Below are 22,958 nucleotides of genomic sequence, written 5' to 3' on the forward strand. Positions count from 1 at the left end.
ATGGCAGAATTTACATTACAAGAAATAATTGATGCTACTAGTGGCACATGTAAGGGCGATGTAAGTTTACAATTTAAAGATATATCTACAGATACGCGTACGATTGAGGCGGGATATGTATTTGTAGCCTTGCGAGGCGATACATTTGATGGTCATGATTTTATTAATACGGCCATTGAAAAAGGGGCAACAGCAGCAATCGTTGAAAAGGGACGCAGTGTAGACGGTATTATTTGTGTTGAAGTGGAAAACACGCTAAAGGCATACCAAGACTTGGCGAACTTTCACAGACGACGCTATCAAATTCCTGTAGTAGCCATTACTGGCTCATCAGGTAAGACGACGACAAAAGAAATGGTAGCCGCGGTTCTTAGTACTGAGTTTAATGTATTAAAAACAGAAAAGAATTTTAATAATGAAATTGGTTTACCAAAAACATTGTTGCAACTTTCACCAGAACACGAAGCCTGTGTTGTAGAAATGGGGATGCGTGGATTAGGTCAAATTGAAGAATTAGCCCTTATTGCAGAACCGACAATTGGCATCATTACCAATGTAGGAACTAGTCATATTGAATTGTTGGGCTCTCAAGAAGCCATTGCTGAGGCAAAGGGTGAATTGATTAGATGTTTAGGCCCCGATAGTGTGGCCATTCTAAATGAAGATGATCATTTCGTAAAGGCCATGAGTTCCATTGCAAAAGGAAAAACTGTTACTTACGGTATTCATAGCAATGCTACGGTAATTGGCAGTCATTTACGCTATAAAAAGGATGGCATTAAGTTTACCTGCAAATGTTATGACGAAGTATTTGACGTATTTTTGCCTATGATTGGTGAGCATAATGTGTATGATGCGTTAGCTGCTATTGCTGCAGGTCGTGTGTTAGGCGTTAAATCTAGTAAGATTAAAAAAGGTCTTAGTGATTTTACAGGCACACCTATGCGTCAAGAAATTGTGGCATTTGAAGACATTGTTATTCTCAATGATGCGTATAATGCCAATCCTTCTTCTATGAGTGAGTCCATCAAAGCATTGGGTCAATTAGAAGGTAAACGTAAAATTGCTATGCTCGGTGATATGCTTGAACTAGGTGATTTTACGGAGGAAGGCCATCGACAAGTTGGCAGATTATTGGCCGAAGAAGGATATAGCGTTGTATTTACCTTTGGTGAGGCGGCAAATTTCATTGCTAAAGAAGCGAAATTAGCAGGTTTAGAGGTACATCGTTGTAATAGTCATCTCGAAATGGCCAATGCCTACAATGATATTCGTGAAAAAGGCGATGTTATTTTGGTAAAAGGTTCCAGAGGTCTTCGAATGGAACGTGTTGTAGAGGAATTAAAAGAACGTGAATAGAAGGTTATAACGGCTAGATTCTTCTAGCCGTATTGGCCGTTATTAGAGAATAGGGGAGTAATATGATTTACCACATTCTATTAGCATTTGTAGTGACATTTATAATTACATTAGTATTGGGCAAAATTGGTATTCCTATGCTTAAATCATTGCATGCTCAACAAAGTATACGTGAGGAAGGTCCTGAAAGCCATCAAGCTAAGGCTGGCACACCGACTATGGGTGGTGCATTTATGATGGTAGCTCTTACGATTGGTGTGGCTATTTTTGCACCATGGAATGTGGCTACAGGTATGTTGTTATTCCTTACACTTGGGCATTGTTTACTCGGATTCTTTGATGACTTTGTAAAAGCTGTTAAAAAACGTAATCTTGGTTTAACGGCAAAACAAAAATTATTAGGTCAATTTATTTTAGCGGCTATATTCTGTTACTTTATTACTGAAATTATGGTCATTCCTACAACATTATGGATTCCTGTTGTAGCTGCACATATCCAATTGGGCTTTGCCTATTATATTTTAGCTTTCTTGATCATTGTAGGCGCTACTAATGCGGTTAATCTTACAGATGGTCTCGATGGTTTAGCATCCGGTACATCCGCTGTAGCAGCGATTGCGTTTTCTGTAATCGGCTTGATGATTTACTCCACTGAAAGTTCTGTGGCTGCTGAAAGTGTAGCTTTCTTTGGCGCCATTGTAACTGCCGTATGTTTAGGATTCTTGGTGTTTAATATTAATCCAGCTAAGGTATTTATGGGCGATACAGGCTCCTTGGCTCTTGGCGGCGCCTTTGCAGGCATGGCTATTTTAACTAAAACAGAATTATTACTCGTAGTGATTGGCGGTATTTTCGTAATGGAAGCCTTGTCTGTTATCATTCAAGTCATTTCCTTTAAAACACGAGGCGTGCGCGTATTTAAGATGAGTCCAATTCATCATCATTTTGAGTTATCCGGTTGGTCTGAACAAACTGTAGTTAATCGCTTCTGGTTCGGTGGTGCTGTTCTAGCCATTTTAGGGGTTATACTTGCAACTGTAACAATTTGATATAAGAAACGTATCTTTGCAAATTGATAGTTAAGTACGTGAAAATACTTAACTTGAACGGCATTTAATGGTATTCTTATAAGATGAGATAAAAATTTTTCGTGCTTAGTGATTTAGGTGATATAAATGGATTATGGAGAGAAAAATATTCTTGTTCTTGGTGCTGGTTCCAGTGGAATTGGTGCCGCATGGGTATTGGCACAGTTACATGCAAATGTAGTTTTAAATGATTATAAACCAGTAGATTTTGAACCATCTACGCGTAAACGATTGGAAGAAGCTGGTGTAACTATCATTACAGGGCGACAAGATAATAACTTGCTTGATGGTGTAGATCGTATCATCATTTCTCCGGGCATTGCCTTATCCATTCCAATAGTACAAGAGGCTTTGCATCGTAAGATTGATGTAGTAAGTGAAGTAGAGCTTGCTTATGATGTTTGCAAATCTCCTATTTTAGGTGTTACTGGCACAAATGGTAAAACCACTACAACCACCCTATTAACGCAAGTTATGGAATCTACTGGTCTTCCTGTCAAGGTGGGCGGAAATATTGGTGACTCTCTAAGTGAAGCCGCGTATCATATGCCAGAAGGTGGTTATCTAGTAGCTGAACTCTCTAGTTATCAATTAGAAACGATTAAATCCTTTTGCCCATTAGGCGCTATTGTATTAAATGTAACGCCTGATCATTTAGCACGTCATAAGACGATGGAAAACTATGCAGCTGCGAAGGCTCGTATTTTTATGAATCAAAATCCTGAGAATTTTGTTGTCCTCAATGATGATGATTCTATTGTTCGGGCGATGAAAAAAGATGCACATGGTAAGGTTCTCAGCATTAGCCAACATCATAAGGTTGATAGCGGTGCGTATTTTGAAGGGAATACATGCTATGCCGTATTAGATGGTAAAGCTACTCCGGTTATTGATACAGAACATATCCACATTAAGGGCTCTCACAATATTGAAAATATATTGGCTGTAATTGCCTTAACATATGCTTTAGGTGTAGAGGTAGAGCATATTAAACATACCATTGAACAGTTTCATGGCGTAGAACACAGATTGGAACGGGTTACAACATTCCATGATGTTACATTCTATAATGATTCTAAGGCTACTAATACAGACTCTGTAGTAAAAGCTTTAGATGCCTTTGATAAACCGGTTATTTTATTGGCTGGTGGTCATGATAAGATGACGCCTTTAGAAGACTTTATGGAGATTGTGAAAGCACATACTAAAGAGGTCATTTTTATGGGGGAAGCAGCAGATCGATTTGAATCCGTTGCTGTAAAAATGGGGGTTCAACATATTCATCGTGCACAGTCTATGAAAGAAGCTGTTGCATTGGGTTATCAATTAGCAAAAGCTGGAGATATTGTATTGCTTTCACCAGCATGTTCCAGCTTTGATTGGTATAGTTGCTTTGAAGAGCGGGGCGAAGATTTTAAAAACTGTGTTAGAGAATTAGAGGAAAGGGGCTAAGGGCGTGAAACGAATCATCATTTCTGGCGGTGGTACGGGTGGTCATATTTACCCGGCTATTACGATATATAAGGAAATCATGAAACAGCAACCTGATGCTAAGGTCCTCTATGTGGGAACAGAACATGGTTTAGAAGCTGATTTGGTACCGAAGGAGAACATTGATTTTGTTACATTACCTGTACAAGGTCTGCAACGAAAACTTTCACTAGGTACGTTGGTAACAATGGGGAAAACGGCATTTTCTCTTATAAAGGCCAATTTAATTATTTCAGACTTTAAACCAGATGTTGTTATTGGCACAGGTGGTTATGTATGTGGTCCTATTTTAATGGCTGCAGCATTACGCAATATTCCTACATTAATTCAAGAGCAAAATGTTATTGCTGGTATTACGAATAAAATCTTGAGCCGTTTTGTTGATATAGTCGCCGTTGGTTATAATGAAGCAGCCAAATCGTTTGGTAAGGCGAAACGTGTCGTATATACGGGTAATCCAGTACGCCCTGATGTACTTGTAGATTCTCGTGCAGAAGGCCGCCAATTTTTTGGACTGTCTGATGATATTTTTACAGTCCTCATCGCTGGTGGTTCTCGTGGGGCACGTACAATTAATACGGCCATGATAGATGTACATAAACATTTTCAAGGTAAACCGGGCATTAAGTTGGTACACATTACAGGAAATGGGGAATATAACGCTGTATTAGAGCAACTAGGTATTGACGATGGTACTGGTTTGGGAGAATCATCGTTGATTTTGCCATATTTACATGATATGCCAAAGGCGCTAGCCGCTACGGATTTGGCTGTATTTAGATCTGGTGCTATCGGACTGGCTGAATTGGCAGTACGTGGTATTCCATCTATATTGGTGCCATATCCTTATGCTGCAGAAGATCATCAAACGTATAATGCGCGCATTTTCGTACAAGATGGGGCTGCGCATATGATTGTAGATAAGGTTTTGACGAGCCATGATTTAATTGGTGAAATCGAAATGTTTATGGCAAATCGTGAATTGTTGGCTCAAATGGGGGCTAGTGCGTTGCGTTTAGGAAAACCGAATGCAGCTCATGATATTGCTGAATTAGCGTTATCTATTGCGAAATAGTTAAGGAGAGTAATTATGTTAGAAGGTATCCATAAGATTCATCTCATCGGTATAGGTGGATCTGGTATGCGCGCTATTGCGAATATTTTAATTCAAAAAGGATATGAAGTATCTGGTTCTGATGTTAAAGAATCTGATGTAATTGAACGTTTTAGACAAATGGGGGCTACCGTTCATATCGGTCATAATGCTGATTATGTACAAGGTGTAGATGCTGTAGTTCGTTCAACAGCTATTCGTGAAGATAATCCGGAAATCGTAGCAGCAAAGGAACAAGGTATCACTATTTTACATCGCTCTGACATTGTAAAAGCCGTATTGGATGTTACGAATGGTATTGCCGTAGCCGGTGCTCATGGTAAAACATCAACTACATCTATGATTGGTCAAATTCTCGTAGAAGGACAAATGGAACCAACTGTTATTATCGGTGGCGAAGTTGATTACCTCAAGGGGAGTAGTTGTTTAGGTAAGGGTGAATACTCTGTTGTTGAAGCCGATGAAAGTGATGGTTCATTCTTAAAATTAAGACCTAAGACGATTGTTATTACGAATATCGAAGATGATCATATGGATCATTATAAGACGATGGAAAATCTATTGAATGCATTCTGTCAATTCGTTGAAACATTACCTGTTGATGGTAAAGCAGTTGTTTGCGGCGATAATGATAACATTCGTTATGTTATGAGCAAAGTGGAACGTCAATTTATCACATATGGTTTAGAAGAGTCTAATGATTATGTAGCAAAAAATATCCACTATGAAGATAGTTCTTTAGTTTACGATGTAGTTCGTAAAGGTGAAACATTGGGCAGAGTGTCCTTACGTGTACCAGGTAATCATAATGTGCTAAATTCTTTAGCATCTTTTATTGTGGCCCACGAATGTTGTCACGTTCCGGTGCCATCCATTGTGAAAGCATTAGGTAAATTTATCGGTGCTAAACGTCGTTTTGAAACAAAGGGGCATGTAGCTGGTGTATGGGTAGTCGATGATTATGCTCATCATCCAACAGAAATCAAAGCAACTTTAAAAGCCGCTAAGGAATTAGAAAAACATCGTGTTATCTGTGTGTTCCAACCTCATCGCTATTCTCGTACATCCTTATTGAAAGACGAGTTTGCTACGGCTTTCACCAGTGCAGACGAAATTTATATGACAGATATATACAGCTCTGGAGAAGATCCAATTAGCGGCATTGATGGTCATACAATTCCGAATATTATTAGTGAAGTAACGCATCAACATGTAAATTATGTGGAAGATGTAAATGATTTGCCAGCAGTCCTTGCGAAGGTGGTACGACCAAATGATTTGGTTATTACTATGGGGGCAGGTTCGATTAATCAATATGGTCCAAAGTTATTAGCGTTATTGGAAGAAGGTTTACAATGAAAGATAAACATATCATCGTATTAATGGGTGGTCCATCTGCTGAGGCTGAAGTCTCTCGTAGAACTGGCGCAGCCATCGCAGAGGCTTTGATTAGCAAGGGGTATCACGTTTCCACATTAGAACTAAATCCTCGTACTGTATTACAAGACATTGAAAACCTTAAGGGCGATGTTGTATTTAATGCGATTCATGGACGTTATGGTGAAGATGGTGCCTTGCAAGGTGCATTAGAGATGGCTGAAATTCCATATACTGGATCCGGTATCATGGCACATTCTGTAGGAATGAATAAAAAAGTAAGTAAAGATGTGTTCAAAGGCGCTCACATTCCTACGGCGGAATCTATTTCCTACAATGGCAATCTACAGTCGAAAGAAGATATCATTAAAGATATTGAATCTAAATTTTCCTTGCCGGTTGTATTGAAACCAGCAACACAAGGTTCAAGTATTGGCGTTACCATTGTAAAAGAAGAAGGTCAATTGGCTAAAGCTGTTACAGAGGCGCTTACCTATGACCCAATTCTTGTGGTGGAACAATATTTAAATGGTCGTGAATTTACCGTTTCTGTATTGGATGGTAAGGCATTGGCTATCATTGAAATTAGACCACATTCTGGTGAATATGATTACGCTAGTAAATATACAGCAGGTGCTACTGATTATTTAGTACCGGCTCCAATCAGTGCAGATATGACAAAAGAAATGCAAGCTATTGGCGAACTTGTGTATCGTGAAGTACAAGCGAGTGGGGCTATTCGCGTTGATGTTATGACTGATGATAAAGATAATATGTATGTATTGGAATACAATACGATTCCAGGTATGACGGCTACTTCTTTGGTGCCAAAGGCTGCTAAAGAGGTGGGCATAGATTTTCCTGAATTATGTGAAAAAATCTTATTAACAGCAGGTTATGGGAAGTTTTAAATGCTGTAGTATGTAAGGAGAGTAGTTATGGATGATTTTAAGCAACATCCACCCAACTCAAATCAGATAGATACGGAGCATCATAGACCCGACTTTCTTCATCCTGAGACTGAGCCAATCCACAAGGATGATGGAGATTCAATACATAACAGTGAGCGTGAATTAGCTCGTAAACGTAAACAAGAGAAAGCGGAGGTTAGAAAGAAATTTCTAAAAATAGGTGGTGTTGTAGCCATAGTGTTGCTAGGCTTATTTAATCTACCTATTCCGCTTGGTTCTATTAAAGTTATTGGATCTGATAAGGTTACTGTACAGGATGTAGAGGTTGCTGGTGATATTGGGGAACCAGTCAATGTACTTCGTATCAATAGAGAAAACTTGCGACACCGATTATCAAAGGATCTTCGTATTGAAGACGCTCAAATTGGTTACGAATTGCCGTTAACAATGGTGGTCCGTGTAGTCGAGCGTAAGGCTATTGCTGTGATACCAGCTCAATTTGGATATTTAACCTTGGATAAGAATGGGCAAGTGATTGCATCTGATAGTGTCATTGAAGACACGACGGTGCCTATGATTTCTGGTGTTAAGGGTGGTAATATACTGCTAGGTGATATGGTTACCGATAAGCCGATTGTACAGGCTCTTGATTATCTGCGTGCCTTAGATGATGATACATTTAAGCAAATTGCAGAAATTAATATTGGTGATCCTAATAATATGATGGCGTATACCGTATCAGGTATACAGATTCGACTAGGCGATGGCGAAGATTTGAAAAGCAAAGCCGATTTAACAGCGTCTATGCTAAAAGATTTACCTAAGAGTCAAGGTAATGTTCAATATATAGATGTTAATCCGTCATCTCCTTTCATTAAAACCGATAAGGTAACGGTGCAACCAAAATCTAATAAATCTAAGTCAGACACTAGCCAATCTGAGAAAAAGGATACATCAAAACAAAGTGCTAATGTATCAAAATCAAAACAAGATTAGTTATAAGCACAAAAAGGGTGGATGATGTTGTGAAACATGAACGATGGGCTATTGGTCTTGTCAGCTTTGTATTGGGATTCATGGTGATTACTCAGTACAAGATGACACAAGATAATATTCAAGAGAATATACGGCTACAACGAACTGGTGATTTGGTGGCTCAGTTAAAAGATGCAGAACATGAAAAGGATGCTTTACTAAAGCAAATTGAGCAATTAAAAGCCAGTGGTTCCGGTTCCAGTGCAGATGAAACATTACTTCGCAAAGCCGCATTGACTAATGTCAAAGGACCTGGGGTGACCGTTCTAATAGAGGATAGTGCTAAACCAATTCAAGGGGGCGAAAATCCTAACCTATATGTAATTCATGATGAAGATATTTTACGTATCGTCAATGAATTACGAGCTGGTGGTGCTGAAGCATTGGCAATCAATGATCAACGTTTGATTGGTACATCTGAAATCCGTTGTTCAGGTCCTACGATTACCGTGAATGGTAAGGTGTATGGCGCTCCATTTACAGTTAAGGCCATAGGGGATCCTAAAACATTGAATTCAGCCCTCACTATGCGTGGAGGTATTGTAGACTCTTTAAAACATTGGGGCATTAAGGTGACCATAAAAGAGGAGCCATCCATTGCCATTCCGGCATTTACCGGTTCTTATAGAGAAGAGCATTTACAATCAAATGAGTTAGGAGGTAAAGAATGAATATTTATATCTTTGCTATCATTGGACTCATAGTAGGTGTTGTTGTAGGATGGTTTACACCATTACATATTCCAGCAAGCTATGCTAATTATACTTCTGTAGCTGTGCTAGCTGCATTAGATGCGGTATTTGGTGGCAGTCGTGCCGCATTAGAGAGACTATTTGATTTAAGTAATTTTATCAGTGGATTCTTCTCAAATGTAATACTTGCTGTTGTATTAGTATATATTGGCGATTTAATTGGGATTAATTTATACTACGTTGCCTTGATTGGTTTTGGGTTACGAGTTTTTATTAATTTAGCTGCTATTCGAAAGAATATTATGACTAAACGTTTCTAATTATCAAGATTCGATTATAGTTGTAGTGGAAAGTTTTTAAATTTTAGTGTAAAATAAATGTAATTGTTATAATTAACTCAGTATATAAATAGATGTATTCGTATTTATATTGACAGAAATAGATAACGATAAGAGGAGGAAGTTCGATGTCTGATTTTGCAAATATTAAAGTTATCGGTGTCGGTGGTGGCGGTAATAACGCTGTTAACCGCATGGTTGAAAGTGAACTAAATGGGGTTCAATTCTTATCCGTTAACACTGAAAGCCAAGTACTTGAATTGTCCAAGGCTGATGTAACTATTCAAATCGGTGAAAAAGTTACTAAAGGTCTTGGTGCTGGTGCTAATCCACAAATCGGTGAAGCAGCTGCTCAAGAAAGTCGCGAAGATATCATTAAAGCTCTTGAAGGTGCTGATATGGTATTCGTAACTGCTGGTATGGGTGGTGGTACAGGTACTGGTGCTGCTCCTGTAGTTGCTGAATGCGCTAAAGAAGTAGGCGCATTGACTGTAGGCGTTGTAACAAAACCTTTTGCATTTGAAGGTAAACGTCGTCGTGCTGCAGCAGAAAAAGGCATTGAATTCTTGACTCAAAAAGTTGATACAATTATCGTTATTCCTAATGACAAATTGTTACAAGTTGTAGATAAAAAATGCTCCTTGTCTGATGCATTTGGTAAAGCTGATGATGTTCTTCGCCAAGGTATCAAAGGCATTTCCGATTTGATCCAAATCCCTGGTTTAATCAACCTTGACTTTGCAGACGTTAAGACTATCATGACTGAACAAGGCGAAGCTTTGATGGGTATTGGTTTAGCTACTGGTGAAAACCGCGCTGCAGACGCTGCTAAGATGGCTATCAACAGCCCATTGTTGGAAACTTCCATCGATGGTGCTAAAGGCATCTTGCTTAATATTTCCGGTAGTGCAAACTTGAGCTTGTTCGAAATTAACGAAGCAGCTGAAATTATTTCTGATGCAGCAGATCCTGATGCCAATATCATCTTCGGTTCTGTTATTGATGAAAGCTTGGGCGATAGCGTTCAAGTTACAGTTGTTGCAACTGGTTTTAACTCCAGTACTAAGAATGTTCCAGAATTCGGTAAAACAACAACTGCTGCACGTCCAGCAACAAACACATCTGCTCCTACAAGCAGCATCCCTGATATCCCTGTATTCATGAAACGCTAATATTTAAGATATATACTTATACAATATTAGAATAAAAGTAACTTATTAAGACACATATTTATGTGTGTATAGGAGGTACAAATGAAAAAATTAGTATTATTATCTTTAGCTGCAACAGTGATTACTGGCAGTGCATTCGCTGCATCCGTGCCTGTAACTAAAATCAGTGATAATTCCACAAAAATTCAAGCTGATTATGCGTTCAATCAACGCGTATCTAATAGCGGTGGCACTAACAATGATGGCTTTGGTGTATCTTTAGAACATGATTTAAGCAATAAATCTGCTCTTCAATACTCTTATAACAAAGTAAATGCTAAAAATGGCGATATTAAAGATCACCAATTGGCTTATGTTTACAAAGTACATCCAAATGTAAATATTTACGGTGCTGGTACAGCTATCCGTACACATGACACTGAGTTAGGTGTTCAAGCTGGTGTAATTGGTCACGTGCCTTTGACTGACAAAGTTAACGGCTTTGCTAAAGCTGGTTGGGGCAACGATATTAAACAATCCTATCAAGTAGGTGCTCAATATGAAGTTAAACCTAACATTGATTTGAATGTTTATTATGGTTATGACAAATATAGCGTAAACGATAATGACAAGACTTCCAAAGGCTTACATGCTGGTGTAGGTTATACATTCTAATCGTCATATATGCAATTGAAACCACTCATCTTTGATGGGTGGTTTTTTGTATTATTGTCTTTAGACTGGTTCGCGACGTAGTCGCGAATCATAAAACCACCCGCTATGCGGGTGCGGCAACGAAAGTTATACAAAAAATCACCTTGCTTAAGTATAATGTAGGTGTTCAAGCCGCATTATATACAAAAGAAAGGTGATTTTATATGGCAACAAAGACACAGAGCCTTGCGCACATAAAATGGTTATGCAAATACCACATAGTATTTACACCTAAGTATAGACGTAAAGTTATATATAATCAATACAGAAATAGTTTACGTGAAATACTGAGACGTTTATGTGGATATAAGGGCGTCAAGATTATAGAGGGGGAGCTTATGGCAGATCATGTGCATATGCTAGTGTTAATTCCACCTAAAATATCAGTTTCATCTTTTATGGGATATCTAAAGGGTAAAAGTGCGCTAATGATGTTCGATAAACACGCAAACTTAAAGTATAAATTTGGAAATAGACACTTTTGGTCCGAGGGATATTATGTAAGTACGGTAGGATTAAATGAAGCTACCGTAAAAAAATATATACGTGAGCAAGAGTTACATGACCAAATGAAAGATAAACTTAGTGTAAAAGAATATGAGGACCCTTTTAAGGGTAGCAAGTAATACATATCCCCTTTAAGGGGGCCGTTACGAGTCAATGGCTATGCGGCTTGAACGTAGTGAAAGCCAGCGCCTTTAGACGCTGGCCTAGTACTACGGGCTTATAGCCCGTGAGCAAACCACCCGTTTTACGGGTGGTTCTGATTCACTCATGTATACAATATTTTTCATGAATACTCATTGTATAAATGCTTAACTTTAGGTATGATATTGATGTAATAGTTCTTTTTAGTTAGGATGGTGTATGCGATGACAAGTGTAGCAGCGAAACACGCAAGAGGAAAAAAATTAAAAGATGTAATCTTTGTAACTGCAGGACAGGCGGCGGAAGATACAAAATTAAATGGTCGTGAAAATGTAGTAAATGGTACTTTGGGTGCTATTTATGATGAAGAAGGTAATTTAGTATTCTTAAAAACTGTAAAAGAAGAATATTTAAATTTATCTGACACCGAACATATTGGATATGCCCCTATTGCAGGGATTCTACAATATTTGGAATGTGCTGAAAAAGAATGCTTTGGTGATTCTCGTCCTGACGGCTTTATTCGTAGCATCGCAACCACTGGTGGTACAGGCGGTATTCATCATTTGGTACATAACTATACTGAACCTGGTGATGAAGTATTAACTGCAGATTGGTACTGGGGTGCATACCGCATTATTTGCAGTGATAATGGACGTACACTTGTTACATACTCTTTATTTGATGAACATAATAACTTTAATCATGATGCATTCCAACATCGTGTTAAGGAATTAGCTGCTAAACAAACAAATGTTGTTATCTTATTTAATACACCAGGTAATAATCCTACAGGATATTCTGTAGAGGATAAGGACTGGGATTCTATTCTTAGTTTCTTGAAAGAATTAGTTGCTATTGGTCGCAATAACGTCATCATTGGTATCGATGTGGCTTATTTGGATTATTCTGGTGAAAAAGAAGAAGTCCGCGCATTCTTTAAAAAGATGGGGCACTTACCAAAGGAAATCCTAGTTTGTGTATGTTATAGCTTATCTAAGGGCTTTACAATGTATGGTCAACGTGTTGGCGCTATGATTGGTATTTCTTCTGATGAAGAAATCGCCGATGAATTCTTAGAAGTGAATAAATCGACTAGCCGTGCAACCTGGTCTAATATTTGTCGTCCAGCAATGCGCACTATGGCTAATATCGTTTCTGATCCTGATAAATTTAAGGCTTATGAGGACGAACGTAATTGTTATTATCAATTGATTCGCGATCGTGCAGATATCTTTAAACAAGAGGCAGCACAAGTGGGCTTACCTATGTTGCCATATCGTGGTGGTTTCTTTATAACTATACCAACTGATTCTGGTACCGCTATTTGTGAAGAACTTAAAAAAGAACATATTTATTGCATTGCCTTAGGCAATGGTATTCGTATCGCTGCATGTGGTATTCCTAAATTCCAAATGAAGGGATTAGCTGAAAAAATCTATGATGCAATGAAACGATTAGGCAAATTATAAAGAAATGAATTTAAAAAGGCACTTCAAATTGAAGTGCCTTTTAGTGTTAGTGAATGTCCTTACGTTCTTTAATTTCTTTATCTGCCTCTAACGCTAAGTTTTCAAGCGCTTTTTTAGGTGCTGTTCGTTCACCTGTTTTAGGATCAACAAATTCAACGCGATCTAAGGTGTCTGTGATTTGTCCTTTAATAAAGCCTAAATAGATGTTATATAGCTCTTTCTTTTCGGCTAATTCTTCAGGTGTTAGTTCTTGACCTGATTTTTTCTTAGCTGCTAGTTCATTTATACGTTTTAATGTATCGTTAATATTGGTCATAATTGCCTCCTGTATTCTATATTAGAATAACATAATTTATTATAACATAGAACTTAATGAATACGTATGGTAAGATATAAATTGTACGAGTTCGTACTTTCACAGGTGAGAAAGGAGTTTATCGTGCGTGTTACGAAAGCAATTAAGGCAGAACAATTAGCATTATTAGAAGAACATTATTTTGATGCTAAACCTGCTCTTGAATACACAAATGAATTTGAATTATTAGTTGCTGTTGTGTTATCTGCACAGTGCACAGATGAGAGGGTTAACATTGTTACAAAACGATTGTTCCCTGCATTAAATCATCCGGCTAAGATGCTAGAGGTTGGTGTTACAAAACTAGAAGCTCTTATCAAGGATTGTGGTTTGTATAAATCAAAGGCAAAGAATTTGATTGCCACTTGTCATATATTGGTAGAACAATATCATGGAGAAGTGCCACGTGAATTTGATCAGCTCGTTGAATTACCCGGTGTAGGTCGAAAAACGGCAAACGTTGTGGTATCCGTATTATTCGGAACACCAGCTATTGCGGTGGATACACATGTGTTCCGTGTAGCAAACCGATTGAAATTAGGTATTGCAAAGACGCCAGAAGAAATGGAACAAAAATTGCAAAAGGCTATACCAAAAGAGAAGTGGTCTGCAGCTCATCATTGGCTGATTTATCATGGACGACGTGTTTGTAAAGCTCGTAAGCCTCTATGTGAAACTTGTTTTTTACATCATCTTTGTCCGTCAGCAGGAAAGGTTTAATATGAAAAAGAATAATGAAGAACTAATTGCCCTTTGTGCTCAATATGGCATAGAAGGTATTGATATCGTCAACGAATTAATGCGTTTTAAAGTATTAGATCAATTGCTTTCTAGCAATGCGAATTCTCGTGAATGGGGTGTTACACCAGAGGACTTATATGGATTAGCTGAGAAATCTACGGTGGAATCCTTTGGACCTATTTCATATGATGTAAATACTTTTCGTGCATTGTACGGCCCTTCATTTACGGTAGAACTCTTTGATTTTATTAGTGATACTGGAATTCTAGATGGTCTTGACGTAGGAACTATATGGGAAACGCCTGTTCGTGAAAGTATAGAAAGTCATAGTAAAACAGGAGAGCTCGTCTTATATGCGTATGTAGAAGAATACGCTGGCATGATAGATGAAATTTTACAATCTTATGAGGATAAAAAGGTTGTCCTCTATACAGCATCTTCTGTATGCTATAGCATTATTTCTCGATTGTATCCAATGGCTCAGATTATTAATCAATGGCCTCATCGTAGCTATTTTGACCATATCTTTACAGGTACGGTTGGTATGTTCCAATCCTCTGAAGATATTGTAGAAGAGGTAGCTAATGGTTTGCATAATTTGGTTCCAGAAGGGACTGCTCAATTATTCTTACCAGCAACGATGGCACAAAATCAATTGGGATTGAATAATATGGCATTACAATTCTTTTTGAACCAAAAACGTGTAGAATCTATTCGTGAATGGACTCCACTTGGGGCTTATGAAATCATTTATGGTAAATATGATGTTAAAAAGATGCGTGTAGGCCTTCGTGAACGAGTTGGTGATGACTGGAAAGCTATTAATTATATTCCATTGCCTCATGGCGTCTTTGCTCAATTACCGGTATTTACTGTATTAAACTACGGTTTGTCTTTACGTTCTATTTTATTGCCTGGCGGTCAAACTGATGTAGCTTTAGGTCAGGATGGCATTTATTGTATAGATAGTCGTGTTTCAGAACTAGGACGTGCGGCACTTCGTGAAAATGGAGCGTATTACTTAGCTTTTACCCGCTATAGTGACCATGTAGAGGTGTCTATGGGTACAGAAGCACCTAGTACGGGTGTATATTGGATGTTCCCTGATGTAGAATTGGCATATATGTGGTATACATATTTCTCTAGCACAATTGGGCAAACCTTAATGCAAGAGATTTCTATGCTCGTTCAAACAGAAGAATCCTTCGGCTATATGCTTAGCAGCGTACGTCGCCGTGTACTCGATGTAAATGATGAATCGCTACTAGTTAATGCGGCCAAAAATATTGATGAAGCGTATAAAGAGACTATCAAATCTGCACGAGCATCATGGCAAGAAAATATGAATTCTTTGGGTGCTGACGTAATGCCTCCGACGACATCCATCGATATTGAAGACTACAGTGACTATAAAAAATAATTGTCAATATAGGTAATTTGGTTTACAATATATCGTATCGATTTAGAACTACATAATTTGACACATAGTGTACACTGTAATTAGGTGAGGAGGGAGGTAACAATGGCTGTTATTAATTTCGAAATTTTCAAAGTTATCGGCACATTATCAGAAGATAAAGATGGCTGGAAAAAACAACTTACATGCACAAGCTGGGGGAAATATAATCCTAAATTTGATCTTCGTGCTTGGGATAGCGAATATACAAGTATGAAAAAAGGGATTACTCTTTCCTTGGAAGAATTGATTGCATTACGCGATCTTTTGAATGAAAGTGATTTAGAAACTATCTTAGCGGAAGCAATTGAAGAAAAACAGGCTTCTAAAGAGTAGTTTCTTGATTTGTACGCATTATCGTGCTATAATCTATAAGAATAATATTGATTGCTGGAAAGAGGTGTATAGAATGAAACAAGGTATTCATCCAGACTATAAAGAAGCTACAGTTACTTGCGGTTGTGGTAACACATTCAAAACTGGCTCTGTAAAAGAAGACCTTCGTGTAGACGTTTGCTCCAAATGCCATCCGTTCTTCACTGGTCAACAACGTGCGGCTCAAGCTCGTGGTCGTATCGAACAATTTAACAAACGTTACGGTAAATAATAGTTTATGTAGCGAAACAATTATTGGCAGGGCTTTGGGCTCTGCCTCTATTTGTTTATGAAAGGAAATCCTTTGGCAAAAGAACGTATTAAGAAGTTCGTTGGTGGACAAGCTGTCATTGAAGGCGTCATGATGCGTGGCCCAGGATATACGGCGACAGCTGTACGTGAGCCTTCCGGTTCTATCGTGGTGCAAAAGGAAGCTACCACGTCCATTCAAGAGCGATATCCTATATTAAAGAAACCTTTTTTACGAGGCTGTATAGCCTTATATGAATCTCTTGTTATCGGTATGAAGGCCTTGTCCTTCTCTGCGAAAGCGGCTGGTGATGAAGAGGAAGAAATGTCGAATAGTGAAATTGCCATTACCATGGTATTTTCCACACTATTTGCAATCGCTTTATTTGTGGCCCTTCCTACATTTGTAGTTAAATTTATTCCTGGTATTCAAGATAATCACTTTATTTTGAACCTGGTTGAAGGTGCTATTCGATTGGCTTTGTTTTTGCTCTATATATGGGGTATTGGTCAAACTAAGGATATACAACGTGTATTCCAATACCATGGAGCAGAGCATAAAACCATTCATGCTTATGAAAATGATCTACCTTTGACCGTAGAAAATGTGCGTGCTCAATCTCGTTTACATCCGAGATGCGGGACTAATTTTCTACTCATTGTAATGGTAGTTAGTATATTTGTATTTGCCTTTTTAGGTTGGCCTAATTTGCTAGAGCGCATTGTGTCACGTGTTTTACTGATGCCCGTTGTAGCAGGTATTGCCTATGAATTTATTCGTTTTGCAGGACGTAGTGAAAGCTCCTTTGTAAAATCTCTCGTTAAACCGGGCTTGGCGTTGCAATATATGACGACCCGTGAACCAGAAGCAGATCAAATCGAAGTGGCTATTCGTGCTCTAGAAGAGGTACGTCCTCCAGAAGAAGATGCTTATGAAGATGAAACATATTAAGATTGAGGTTATATATGTTAGTAGATAAATTACAAGTTATTGAAGATAAATTTATGGATCTAGAGCAACGCATCAGTGACCCTGAAGTCATTGCGCGTCAAGATGAATGGCGTAAACTAACACGTCAACATGCCCAATTATCTGAAACTGTAGAAGCTTTTAGAGAATATAAAAAGGTGTTAGCTGGTATTGATGAAGCCATGGAAGTCATTGAAGACAAAACAATGGATGAAGAATTCCGTGAAATGGCTCAAGAAGAATTGAAAGAATTAAAACCTCAAAAAGAGGAATTAGAAGAAAAATTACAAATTCTTTTATTACCAAAAGACCCTAACGATGATAAAAATATTATTATCGAAATTCGCGGTGGCGCTGGTGGCGATGAAGCGGCATTGTTTGCAGGCGACTTATTCCGTATGTATACAAAATATGCTGAAAGCCAAGGGTGGCGTTGTGAAATTATCGATGCTAATGAACCTGAACTAGGCGGTTTTAAAGAGGTTGTATTCTCTGTAGATGGTGAGAATGTATATTCCAAGATGAAATTTGAATCTGGTGTACATCGTGTACAACGGGTTCCAGCTACAGAAACACAAGGCCGTGTACATACATCTACGGTTACTGTGGCAGTACTTCCTGAAATGGAAGATGTTGATATTGAAATCAATGATAAGGATTTGAAAATCGATACATATCGCGCTAGTGGTGCCGGTGGTCAGCATATTAATAAAACAGAATCTGCTGTCCGTATTACCCACTTACCAACAGGTATTGTCGTAGCTTGTCAGGATCAACGTTCTCAGCTACAAAACAGAGAAAAAGCGATGCGCGTATTGCGTGCAAAATTGCAAGATAAAGCCGAACAAGAGGCTACAGCTAGCATGGCCGCAGACCGCAAGAGCCAAGTTGGTACAGGTGATCGTAGTGAACGTATTCGTACCTATAACTATCCACAAGGTCGTGTAACAGATCATCGTATCAATTTAACATTGTATAAATTGGATGCCATTTTAAATGGTGATCTCGATGAAATTATTCAAGCCTTAAATGCCGCTGATCAAGCAGCTAAAATGCAGGAGGCTAATACAAATGTATAAGGAGATTTGGACGATTGGTCGTATTCTCCAGTGGACAGAGCAGTACTTTCAAAGCAAGGGGATGGATACACCTCGTCTTGATGGGGAAGTACTGCTTTCTCACGTTTTAGGGAAGAATCGTATATATCTATATACGAATTATGATCAACCATTAGAGCAAGAAGAACTAGATCGATTTAGGCCGCTTGTCATTGAACGGGCTAAAGGATATTCTGTAGCATCTTTAACAGGAACAAAAGATTTTATGGGATTGACATTTGCTGTAAATGATAAGGTCCTCATTCCTCGTCCTGATACAGAAACATTAGTAGAATATGTATTAAGTACGTATCATCAACAAGACGCTATTCGTATTCTTGATATGTGTACGGGACCTGGTACTATTTTACTAAGCCTCTTACATTATTTGCCTACAGCAACGGGGATGGGCCTTGATATTTCTCGTGATGCACTTGAAATAGCCACAAAGAATCAAGAAGCATTTAAGCTAGAGAATCGTAGCGAATTTCACGAATCAGATATGTTTTCTTATTTAGAACATCATAATGAGTTGTTTGATGTGATTGTATCTAATCCGCCGTATATTCGATTAGAGGATAAGAAAATCCTGTCTCCTGATGTACTTAATGAGCCTCATATTGCATTATTTGGTGGTGAAGATGGACTTGATTTCTATCGTCAGTTAGCTATGGAGTGCGTTACATATTTAAAACCTCATGGACTTGTAGCTTTTGAGGTAGGATATGATCAAGCTGAAGATGTAAAATCTTTACTGGAGGCTGTTGGCTCCTATGTAGATATATCTTTTGCAGTAGATTTAGCGGGCATTAATCGTGTTGTGACGGCTCGCGTAAAGGGGTGAGAATGTGGAGACTAAAATCATTACCGAACTTACAAGAGATAATCTTCAATTAGTTGCACATGCGTTGCGTAATGGTGATGTTGTAGCAATTCCTACGGAAACCGTATATGGTCTTGGTGCTAATGGCCTCGATGCAGATGCAATGGATAAAATTTATGCTGCTAAAGGTCGTCCTTCAGATAATCCATTAATATTACATGTACCCAATGCGGAAAGCATTAAACCGCTTGTGAAAGAAATACCTGAAACAGCAAAGGCCTTGATTGAGGCTTTTTGGCCTGGTCCTTTAACAATTACATTGCCTAAATCAGATCTCGTGCCTGACCGTGCAACTGGTGGTTTAAATCGCGTGGCATTACGTTGTCCAGACCACGCTGTATGCCGTAACATATTAGAATTGGCCGGTGTGCCCATCGCAGCGCCTAGTGCTAATATTTCAGGCCGTCCAAGCCCGACTACGGCACAATCCGTTTATGATGATATGAATGGACGTATTCCTTATATTGTGGATGCTGGAATCTGTACGATCGGTGTGGAATCTACTGTTGTAGAGGTTCGAGATGATGGAGTGACCATCTTACGACCCGGTGGAATTACAAAAGAAATGTTAGAACAAGTTGTGGATAATGTGTCCTATGATCCATTTTTGTCGTCTCAAAATGAAGCGCCAAAGGCTCCTGGTATGAAGTATAAGCATTATGCTCCAGATGCACCTATGCGTGCATTTATAGGTAATCCCAAGGATGTGGCGGAAGCTTTCAATAATGTAATTCATGAACAGGACACTAAGCGTGGTGCATTTTTGGTTAGCCAAGAAACATATGAATTGTTAAAAGATAGTGTACACGGTGAATTTCATGTATATGGACATAGTGGTGATGCGGTTGCCTTAGCTCACGATTTTTATAAGACATTACATCATTTTAATGAATGTGATGTAGACTATATTTTAGCAGAAGGTGTTGTGAATACAGGCCTCGGCGTAGCGGTTATGAATCGCATGGAAAAGGCGTGTGCTGGTCATATTATCTATTTATAAGCAATTATGTAATATTTATTATGTCCATTCATAATAGAAAAATGTCTTTACATATTGGATGTATTTGCTATAATGTATAAATAGCCACAGAAATTGTGGCGGTAAGGATGTCATTATGAATATTTTGTATGTATGTACTGGTAATACCTGTCGTAGCCCAATGGCAGAAGGTATTACGCGGACCTTGGCAACAGAGCTTGGTCTAGATGTGAATGTAGTTTCTGCTGGATTATTTGCTGCTTATGGTGCCAAGCCTACAGAAGAAGCTGTGATTGCGATTCAATCTATCGCCGATATTTCTGGCCATGAATCAAGACCTCTTACAATGGAGCTTGTCAATTCAGCGGATTTGATTATTGGTATGACACAAGATCATAAATCTGTGTTACTTCGTCAATTTCCTTTTGAAGTAGCTAAAATTCAAACCCTTGCTGAATGGGGGCATGGTACAGGAGATGTGGTAGATCCTTTCGGTTCAAATCAAGACGTGTATAATCAATGTGCTGAGCAAATTTATAATTTGGTGAAAGCTGGATTAGTAGCATCAAAAGAATAGGAGATAGAGCTATGAAAATTGCTATTGGTTGTGATCATGGTGGATTACATTTAAAACAAGAAATTAAGGAATTATTGTCTACATTAGGCCATGAAGTGGAAGATTTTGGTACACATAGTACAGAATCTTGTGATTATCCGGATATTGCTGAACCAGTGGCACATGCCGTTGTAGATGGTGCAGCAGATCGAGGCATCTTAATCTGTGGTACAGGCATTGGGATTGGTATTGCAGCCAACAAAATTGCAGGTGTACGTGCAGCGCTTTGTCACGATACATTTTCCGCACATGCGAGTCGCGAACATAATAATGCCAATATTCTTACGATGGGGGAACGCGTTATTGGACCGGGCCTTGCAAAGGATATTGTTACAATTTGGCTTAATACAGAATTTGAAGGCGGACGTCACGCGCGTCGCGTAGAAAAAATTTCTGCTCTTGAAAAATAATACATCTTTATTCAATTAGTTATCACATTATATTTATATATGTTTCAAGGAGGATTCCCATGAGTTTCTTAGCAAAACAAGACCCTAATGTTAAAGCAGTTATCGATCAAGAATTAATGCGTCAACGCGATAAATTAGAAATGATCGCTTCTGAAAATATCGTATCCCAAGCCGTTATGGAAGCTCAAGGTAGTGTATTGACTAACAAATACGCTGAAGGCTACCCTGGCAAACGTTATTATGGTGGTTGCGAACATGTGGACGTAGTAGAAACATTGGCTATTGAACGCGCTAAACGTTTATTTGGTGCAGAACATGCAAATGTACAACCACATTCTGGGTCTCAAGCTAACTTTGCTGTATATTTTGCTATGTTAAAACCTGGTGACACTATTGTTGGTATGAACTTGTCCCATGGTGGTCACTTAACACATGGTTCTCCTGTAAACGTATCTGGCACATATTTCAATGTTGTTCCTTACGGTGTTAATGCAGAAACTCAACAAATCGACTATGATGAATTCCGCAAAATCGTGTTAGAAGCAAAACCTAAATTGATTATTGCTGGGGGCAGTGCTTACAGCCGTCAAATCGACTTCAAGAAAATGGCTGATGTAGCTCATGAAGTAGGCGCGATTTTTATGGTAGATATGGCTCACTTTGCGGGCCTTGTAGCTGCTGGTTTACATCCAAATCCAGTAGAATATGCAGATATCGTTACAACTACAACACATAAAACATTGCGTGGCCCTCGTGGCGGTATGATTTTGTGCAAAGAAGAATATGCAAAAGCTGTTGATAAAGCTGTATTCCCTGGTATCCAAGGTGGTCCTTTGATGCATGTTATCGCTGCAAAAGCTGTTGCATTAGGTGAAGCATTACAACCAGAATTTAAAGTATACGCTGAACAAGTTATTAAAAATGCAAAAGTATTGGCTGCTGAATTGATAGCTAAAGGTTTGACTATCGTTTCTGGTGGTACAGATACACATGTTATGCTTGTAGATGTGCGCAATACAGGTTTGACTGGTAAAGAAGCAGAACATCTTCTTGATGAAATTGGTATCACAGCTAATAAAAATACAATTCCATTCGATCCAGCTAGCCCATTTGTAACTAGTGGTGTTCGTTTAGGTACACCTGCATTGACTACACGTGGTCTTAAAGAAGACGATATGAAAGAAATTGCAGATATTATTGCTACAGTACTTCAAAACCCAGAAGATACAGCAAAACATCAAGATGCTGCAAAACGCGTAGCTGCATTATGTGAAAAATATCCTTTATATCCTAACTTATAATTTATAGGTATCGGTATAGTAAGAACCCAAAAGGGTGAGTAAGAGTTTTTCTTGCTCACCCTTTTTATGTTGTAGTGGTCATATTTATATGGCAGGATTTGTAAATATGTGATAGAGTATGTATGAATAGTAAAAG

25 protein-coding genes are annotated in these 22,958 nt (G+C 38.5%); 24 read left to right on the forward strand and 1 reads right to left on the reverse strand.

Going from position 1 to position 22,958, the window contains the following annotated elements:
* From O3598_RS00085 to O3598_RS00145, 13 genes are all read left to right on the forward strand, one after another.
* The gene (locus tag O3598_RS00085; RefSeq protein WP_287528291.1) at positions 1-1,359 is read left to right on the forward strand and encodes a UDP-N-acetylmuramoyl-tripeptide--D-alanyl-D-alanine ligase; all 1,359 of its coding nucleotides are present in this window, start codon (positions 1-3) and stop codon (positions 1,357-1,359) included.
* Between the two features lie 62 nt (positions 1,360-1,421).
* Complete coding sequence (gene mraY / locus O3598_RS00090) at positions 1,422-2,408, forward strand: phospho-N-acetylmuramoyl-pentapeptide-transferase (RefSeq protein WP_316604797.1); 987 nt, start codon at positions 1,422-1,424, stop codon at positions 2,406-2,408.
* A gap of 126 nt (positions 2,409-2,534) precedes the next feature.
* Positions 2,535-3,899 (forward strand): UDP-N-acetylmuramoyl-L-alanine--D-glutamate ligase, encoded by a 1,365-nt coding sequence (gene murD, locus O3598_RS00095; protein WP_371451345.1) that lies wholly within the window; start codon positions 2,535-2,537, stop codon positions 3,897-3,899.
* A 4-nt stretch (positions 3,900-3,903) separates the two neighbouring features.
* On the forward strand, positions 3,904-5,013 hold the full coding sequence (gene murG / locus O3598_RS00100) for an undecaprenyldiphospho-muramoylpentapeptide beta-N-acetylglucosaminyltransferase (RefSeq protein ID WP_371451347.1): 1,110 nt from the start codon (positions 3,904-3,906) through the stop codon (positions 5,011-5,013).
* A gap of 15 nt (positions 5,014-5,028) precedes the next feature.
* Positions 5,029-6,411: a UDP-N-acetylmuramate--L-alanine ligase gene (gene murC / locus O3598_RS00105; RefSeq protein ID WP_205096992.1), complete on the forward strand. Its 1,383-nt coding sequence runs from the start codon at positions 5,029-5,031 to the stop codon at positions 6,409-6,411.
* Positions 6,408-7,340, forward strand: coding sequence for a D-alanine--D-alanine ligase (locus tag O3598_RS00110; protein ID WP_371451349.1), 933 nt, complete (start codon positions 6,408-6,410; stop codon positions 7,338-7,340). Before murC ends, O3598_RS00110 begins: the two co-directional genes overlap by 4 nt.
* Before the next feature lie 27 nt (positions 7,341-7,367).
* Entirely contained in the window at positions 7,368-8,336 is a 969-nt protein-coding gene (locus O3598_RS00115) for a cell division protein FtsQ/DivIB (protein ID WP_009661136.1), read from the forward strand.
* Between the two features lie 29 nt (positions 8,337-8,365).
* Positions 8,366-9,046, forward strand: coding sequence for a DUF881 domain-containing protein (locus O3598_RS00120; RefSeq protein ID WP_005379199.1), 681 nt, complete (start codon positions 8,366-8,368; stop codon positions 9,044-9,046).
* Positions 9,043-9,387 (forward strand): small basic family protein, encoded by a 345-nt coding sequence (locus tag O3598_RS00125; protein ID WP_005376145.1) that lies wholly within the window; start codon positions 9,043-9,045, stop codon positions 9,385-9,387. The genes O3598_RS00120 and O3598_RS00125 overlap by 4 nt, the downstream gene beginning before the upstream one ends.
* 146 nt (positions 9,388-9,533) lie before the next feature.
* Positions 9,534-10,577, forward strand: a complete 1,044-nt coding sequence (ftsZ, locus tag O3598_RS00130) for a cell division protein FtsZ (RefSeq protein ID WP_005376299.1) — start codon at positions 9,534-9,536, stop codon at positions 10,575-10,577.
* An 81-nt stretch (positions 10,578-10,658) separates the two neighbouring features.
* On the forward strand, positions 10,659-11,231 hold the full coding sequence (locus O3598_RS00135) for a putative outer membrane beta-barrel protein (protein WP_005376108.1): 573 nt from the start codon (positions 10,659-10,661) through the stop codon (positions 11,229-11,231).
* Between the two features lie 203 nt (positions 11,232-11,434).
* Positions 11,435-11,896: an IS200/IS605 family transposase gene (gene tnpA, locus O3598_RS00140; RefSeq protein ID WP_371451351.1), complete on the forward strand. Its 462-nt coding sequence runs from the start codon at positions 11,435-11,437 to the stop codon at positions 11,894-11,896.
* Between the two features lie 246 nt (positions 11,897-12,142).
* Positions 12,143-13,390 carry an aminotransferase class I/II-fold pyridoxal phosphate-dependent enzyme gene (locus tag O3598_RS00145; protein ID WP_371451353.1) on the forward strand — a complete coding sequence of 416 codons (1,248 nt, stop codon included), beginning with the start codon at positions 12,143-12,145 and terminating at the stop codon, positions 13,388-13,390.
* A gap of 46 nt (positions 13,391-13,436) precedes the next feature.
* Here O3598_RS00145 and O3598_RS00150 read toward each other — a convergent pair whose 3' ends face one another.
* On the reverse strand, positions 13,437-13,706 hold the full coding sequence (locus tag O3598_RS00150; protein WP_005383607.1) for a DUF896 domain-containing protein: 270 nt from the start codon (positions 13,704-13,706) through the stop codon (positions 13,437-13,439).
* Positions 13,707-13,829: 123 nt separating this feature from the next.
* Here O3598_RS00150 and nth point away from each other — a divergent pair, with 123 nt between their 5' ends.
* The 11 genes from nth to glyA all read left to right on the forward strand — a co-directional run bounded on the left by nth (position 13,830) and on the right by glyA (position 22,822).
* Entirely contained in the window at positions 13,830-14,465 is a 636-nt protein-coding gene (gene nth / locus O3598_RS00155; RefSeq protein WP_009661077.1) for an endonuclease III, read from the forward strand.
* A 1-nt stretch (position 14,466) separates the two neighbouring features.
* A complete protein-coding gene (locus O3598_RS00160) occupies positions 14,467-15,906 on the forward strand; it encodes a hypothetical protein (protein WP_371451355.1) in 1,440 nt (479 codons plus the stop codon).
* A gap of 102 nt (positions 15,907-16,008) precedes the next feature.
* Positions 16,009-16,278, forward strand: coding sequence for a YdbC family protein (locus O3598_RS00165; RefSeq protein WP_005376370.1), 270 nt, complete (start codon positions 16,009-16,011; stop codon positions 16,276-16,278).
* 73 nt (positions 16,279-16,351) lie between these two features.
* Positions 16,352-16,549, forward strand: coding sequence for a 50S ribosomal protein L31 (gene rpmE / locus O3598_RS00170; protein ID WP_004696185.1), 198 nt, complete (start codon positions 16,352-16,354; stop codon positions 16,547-16,549).
* A gap of 57 nt (positions 16,550-16,606) precedes the next feature.
* Positions 16,607-17,518, forward strand: coding sequence for a DUF1385 domain-containing protein (locus O3598_RS00175; RefSeq protein ID WP_005379205.1), 912 nt, complete (start codon positions 16,607-16,609; stop codon positions 17,516-17,518).
* Positions 17,519-17,532: 14 nt separating this feature from the next.
* The gene (gene prfA / locus O3598_RS00180; RefSeq protein ID WP_005376124.1) at positions 17,533-18,615 is read left to right on the forward strand and encodes a peptide chain release factor 1; all 1,083 of its coding nucleotides are present in this window, start codon (positions 17,533-17,535) and stop codon (positions 18,613-18,615) included.
* Positions 18,608-19,477 (forward strand): peptide chain release factor N(5)-glutamine methyltransferase, encoded by an 870-nt coding sequence (prmC, locus tag O3598_RS00185; protein WP_371451357.1) that lies wholly within the window; start codon positions 18,608-18,610, stop codon positions 19,475-19,477. Before prfA ends, prmC begins: the two co-directional genes overlap by 8 nt.
* 4 nt (positions 19,478-19,481) lie before the next feature.
* Positions 19,482-20,516 carry an L-threonylcarbamoyladenylate synthase gene (locus O3598_RS00190; RefSeq protein WP_371451358.1) on the forward strand — a complete coding sequence of 345 codons (1,035 nt, stop codon included), beginning with the start codon at positions 19,482-19,484 and terminating at the stop codon, positions 20,514-20,516.
* Positions 20,517-20,631: 115 nt separating this feature from the next.
* The gene (locus tag O3598_RS00195) at positions 20,632-21,072 is read left to right on the forward strand and encodes a low molecular weight protein arginine phosphatase (RefSeq protein WP_038148832.1); all 441 of its coding nucleotides are present in this window, start codon (positions 20,632-20,634) and stop codon (positions 21,070-21,072) included.
* 11 nt (positions 21,073-21,083) lie between these two features.
* Positions 21,084-21,521 carry a ribose 5-phosphate isomerase B gene (gene rpiB / locus O3598_RS00200; protein ID WP_005376273.1) on the forward strand — a complete coding sequence of 146 codons (438 nt, stop codon included), beginning with the start codon at positions 21,084-21,086 and terminating at the stop codon, positions 21,519-21,521.
* Between the two features lie 59 nt (positions 21,522-21,580).
* Positions 21,581-22,822, forward strand: coding sequence for a serine hydroxymethyltransferase (gene glyA, locus O3598_RS00205; protein ID WP_371451360.1), 1,242 nt, complete (start codon positions 21,581-21,583; stop codon positions 22,820-22,822).
* The last annotated feature ends 136 nt before the right edge of the window (positions 22,823-22,958 follow it).

Source organism: Veillonella atypica (genome assembly GCF_041431435.1).
Lineage (GTDB): Bacteria > Bacillota > Negativicutes > Veillonellales > Veillonellaceae > Veillonella > Veillonella atypica.

Coding starts and splice junctions, on each gene's coding strand:
- O3598_RS00115 (WP_009661136.1), top strand. CDS start 7,368: ATGGATGATTTTAAGCAACATCCACCCAACTCAAATCAGATAGATACG.
- O3598_RS00135 (WP_005376108.1), top strand. CDS start 10,659: ATGAAAAAATTAGTATTATTATCTTTAGCTGCAACAGTGATTACTGGC.
- O3598_RS00085 (WP_287528291.1), top strand. CDS start 1: ATGGCAGAATTTACATTACAAGAAATAATTGATGCTACTAGTGGCACA.
- O3598_RS00175 (WP_005379205.1), top strand. CDS start 16,607: ATGAAAGGAAATCCTTTGGCAAAAGAACGTATTAAGAAGTTCGTTGGT.
- tnpA (WP_371451351.1), top strand. CDS start 11,435: ATGGCAACAAAGACACAGAGCCTTGCGCACATAAAATGGTTATGCAAA.
- O3598_RS00160 (WP_371451355.1), top strand. CDS start 14,467: ATGAAAAAGAATAATGAAGAACTAATTGCCCTTTGTGCTCAATATGGC.
- O3598_RS00110 (WP_371451349.1), top strand. CDS start 6,408: ATGAAAGATAAACATATCATCGTATTAATGGGTGGTCCATCTGCTGAG.
- O3598_RS00165 (WP_005376370.1), top strand. CDS start 16,009: ATGGCTGTTATTAATTTCGAAATTTTCAAAGTTATCGGCACATTATCA.
- O3598_RS00150 (WP_005383607.1), bottom strand. CDS start 13,706: ATGACCAATATTAACGATACATTAAAACGTATAAATGAACTAGCAGCT.
- murD (WP_371451345.1), top strand. CDS start 2,535: ATGGATTATGGAGAGAAAAATATTCTTGTTCTTGGTGCTGGTTCCAGT.
- ftsZ (WP_005376299.1), top strand. CDS start 9,534: ATGTCTGATTTTGCAAATATTAAAGTTATCGGTGTCGGTGGTGGCGGT.
- rpmE (WP_004696185.1), top strand. CDS start 16,352: ATGAAACAAGGTATTCATCCAGACTATAAAGAAGCTACAGTTACTTGC.
- O3598_RS00195 (WP_038148832.1), top strand. CDS start 20,632: ATGAATATTTTGTATGTATGTACTGGTAATACCTGTCGTAGCCCAATG.
- prfA (WP_005376124.1), top strand. CDS start 17,533: ATGTTAGTAGATAAATTACAAGTTATTGAAGATAAATTTATGGATCTA.
- prmC (WP_371451357.1), top strand. CDS start 18,608: ATGTATAAGGAGATTTGGACGATTGGTCGTATTCTCCAGTGGACAGAG.
- mraY (WP_316604797.1), top strand. CDS start 1,422: ATGATTTACCACATTCTATTAGCATTTGTAGTGACATTTATAATTACA.
- glyA (WP_371451360.1), top strand. CDS start 21,581: ATGAGTTTCTTAGCAAAACAAGACCCTAATGTTAAAGCAGTTATCGAT.
- rpiB (WP_005376273.1), top strand. CDS start 21,084: ATGAAAATTGCTATTGGTTGTGATCATGGTGGATTACATTTAAAACAA.
- O3598_RS00125 (WP_005376145.1), top strand. CDS start 9,043: ATGAATATTTATATCTTTGCTATCATTGGACTCATAGTAGGTGTTGTT.
- O3598_RS00145 (WP_371451353.1), top strand. CDS start 12,143: ATGACAAGTGTAGCAGCGAAACACGCAAGAGGAAAAAAATTAAAAGAT.
- murC (WP_205096992.1), top strand. CDS start 5,029: ATGTTAGAAGGTATCCATAAGATTCATCTCATCGGTATAGGTGGATCT.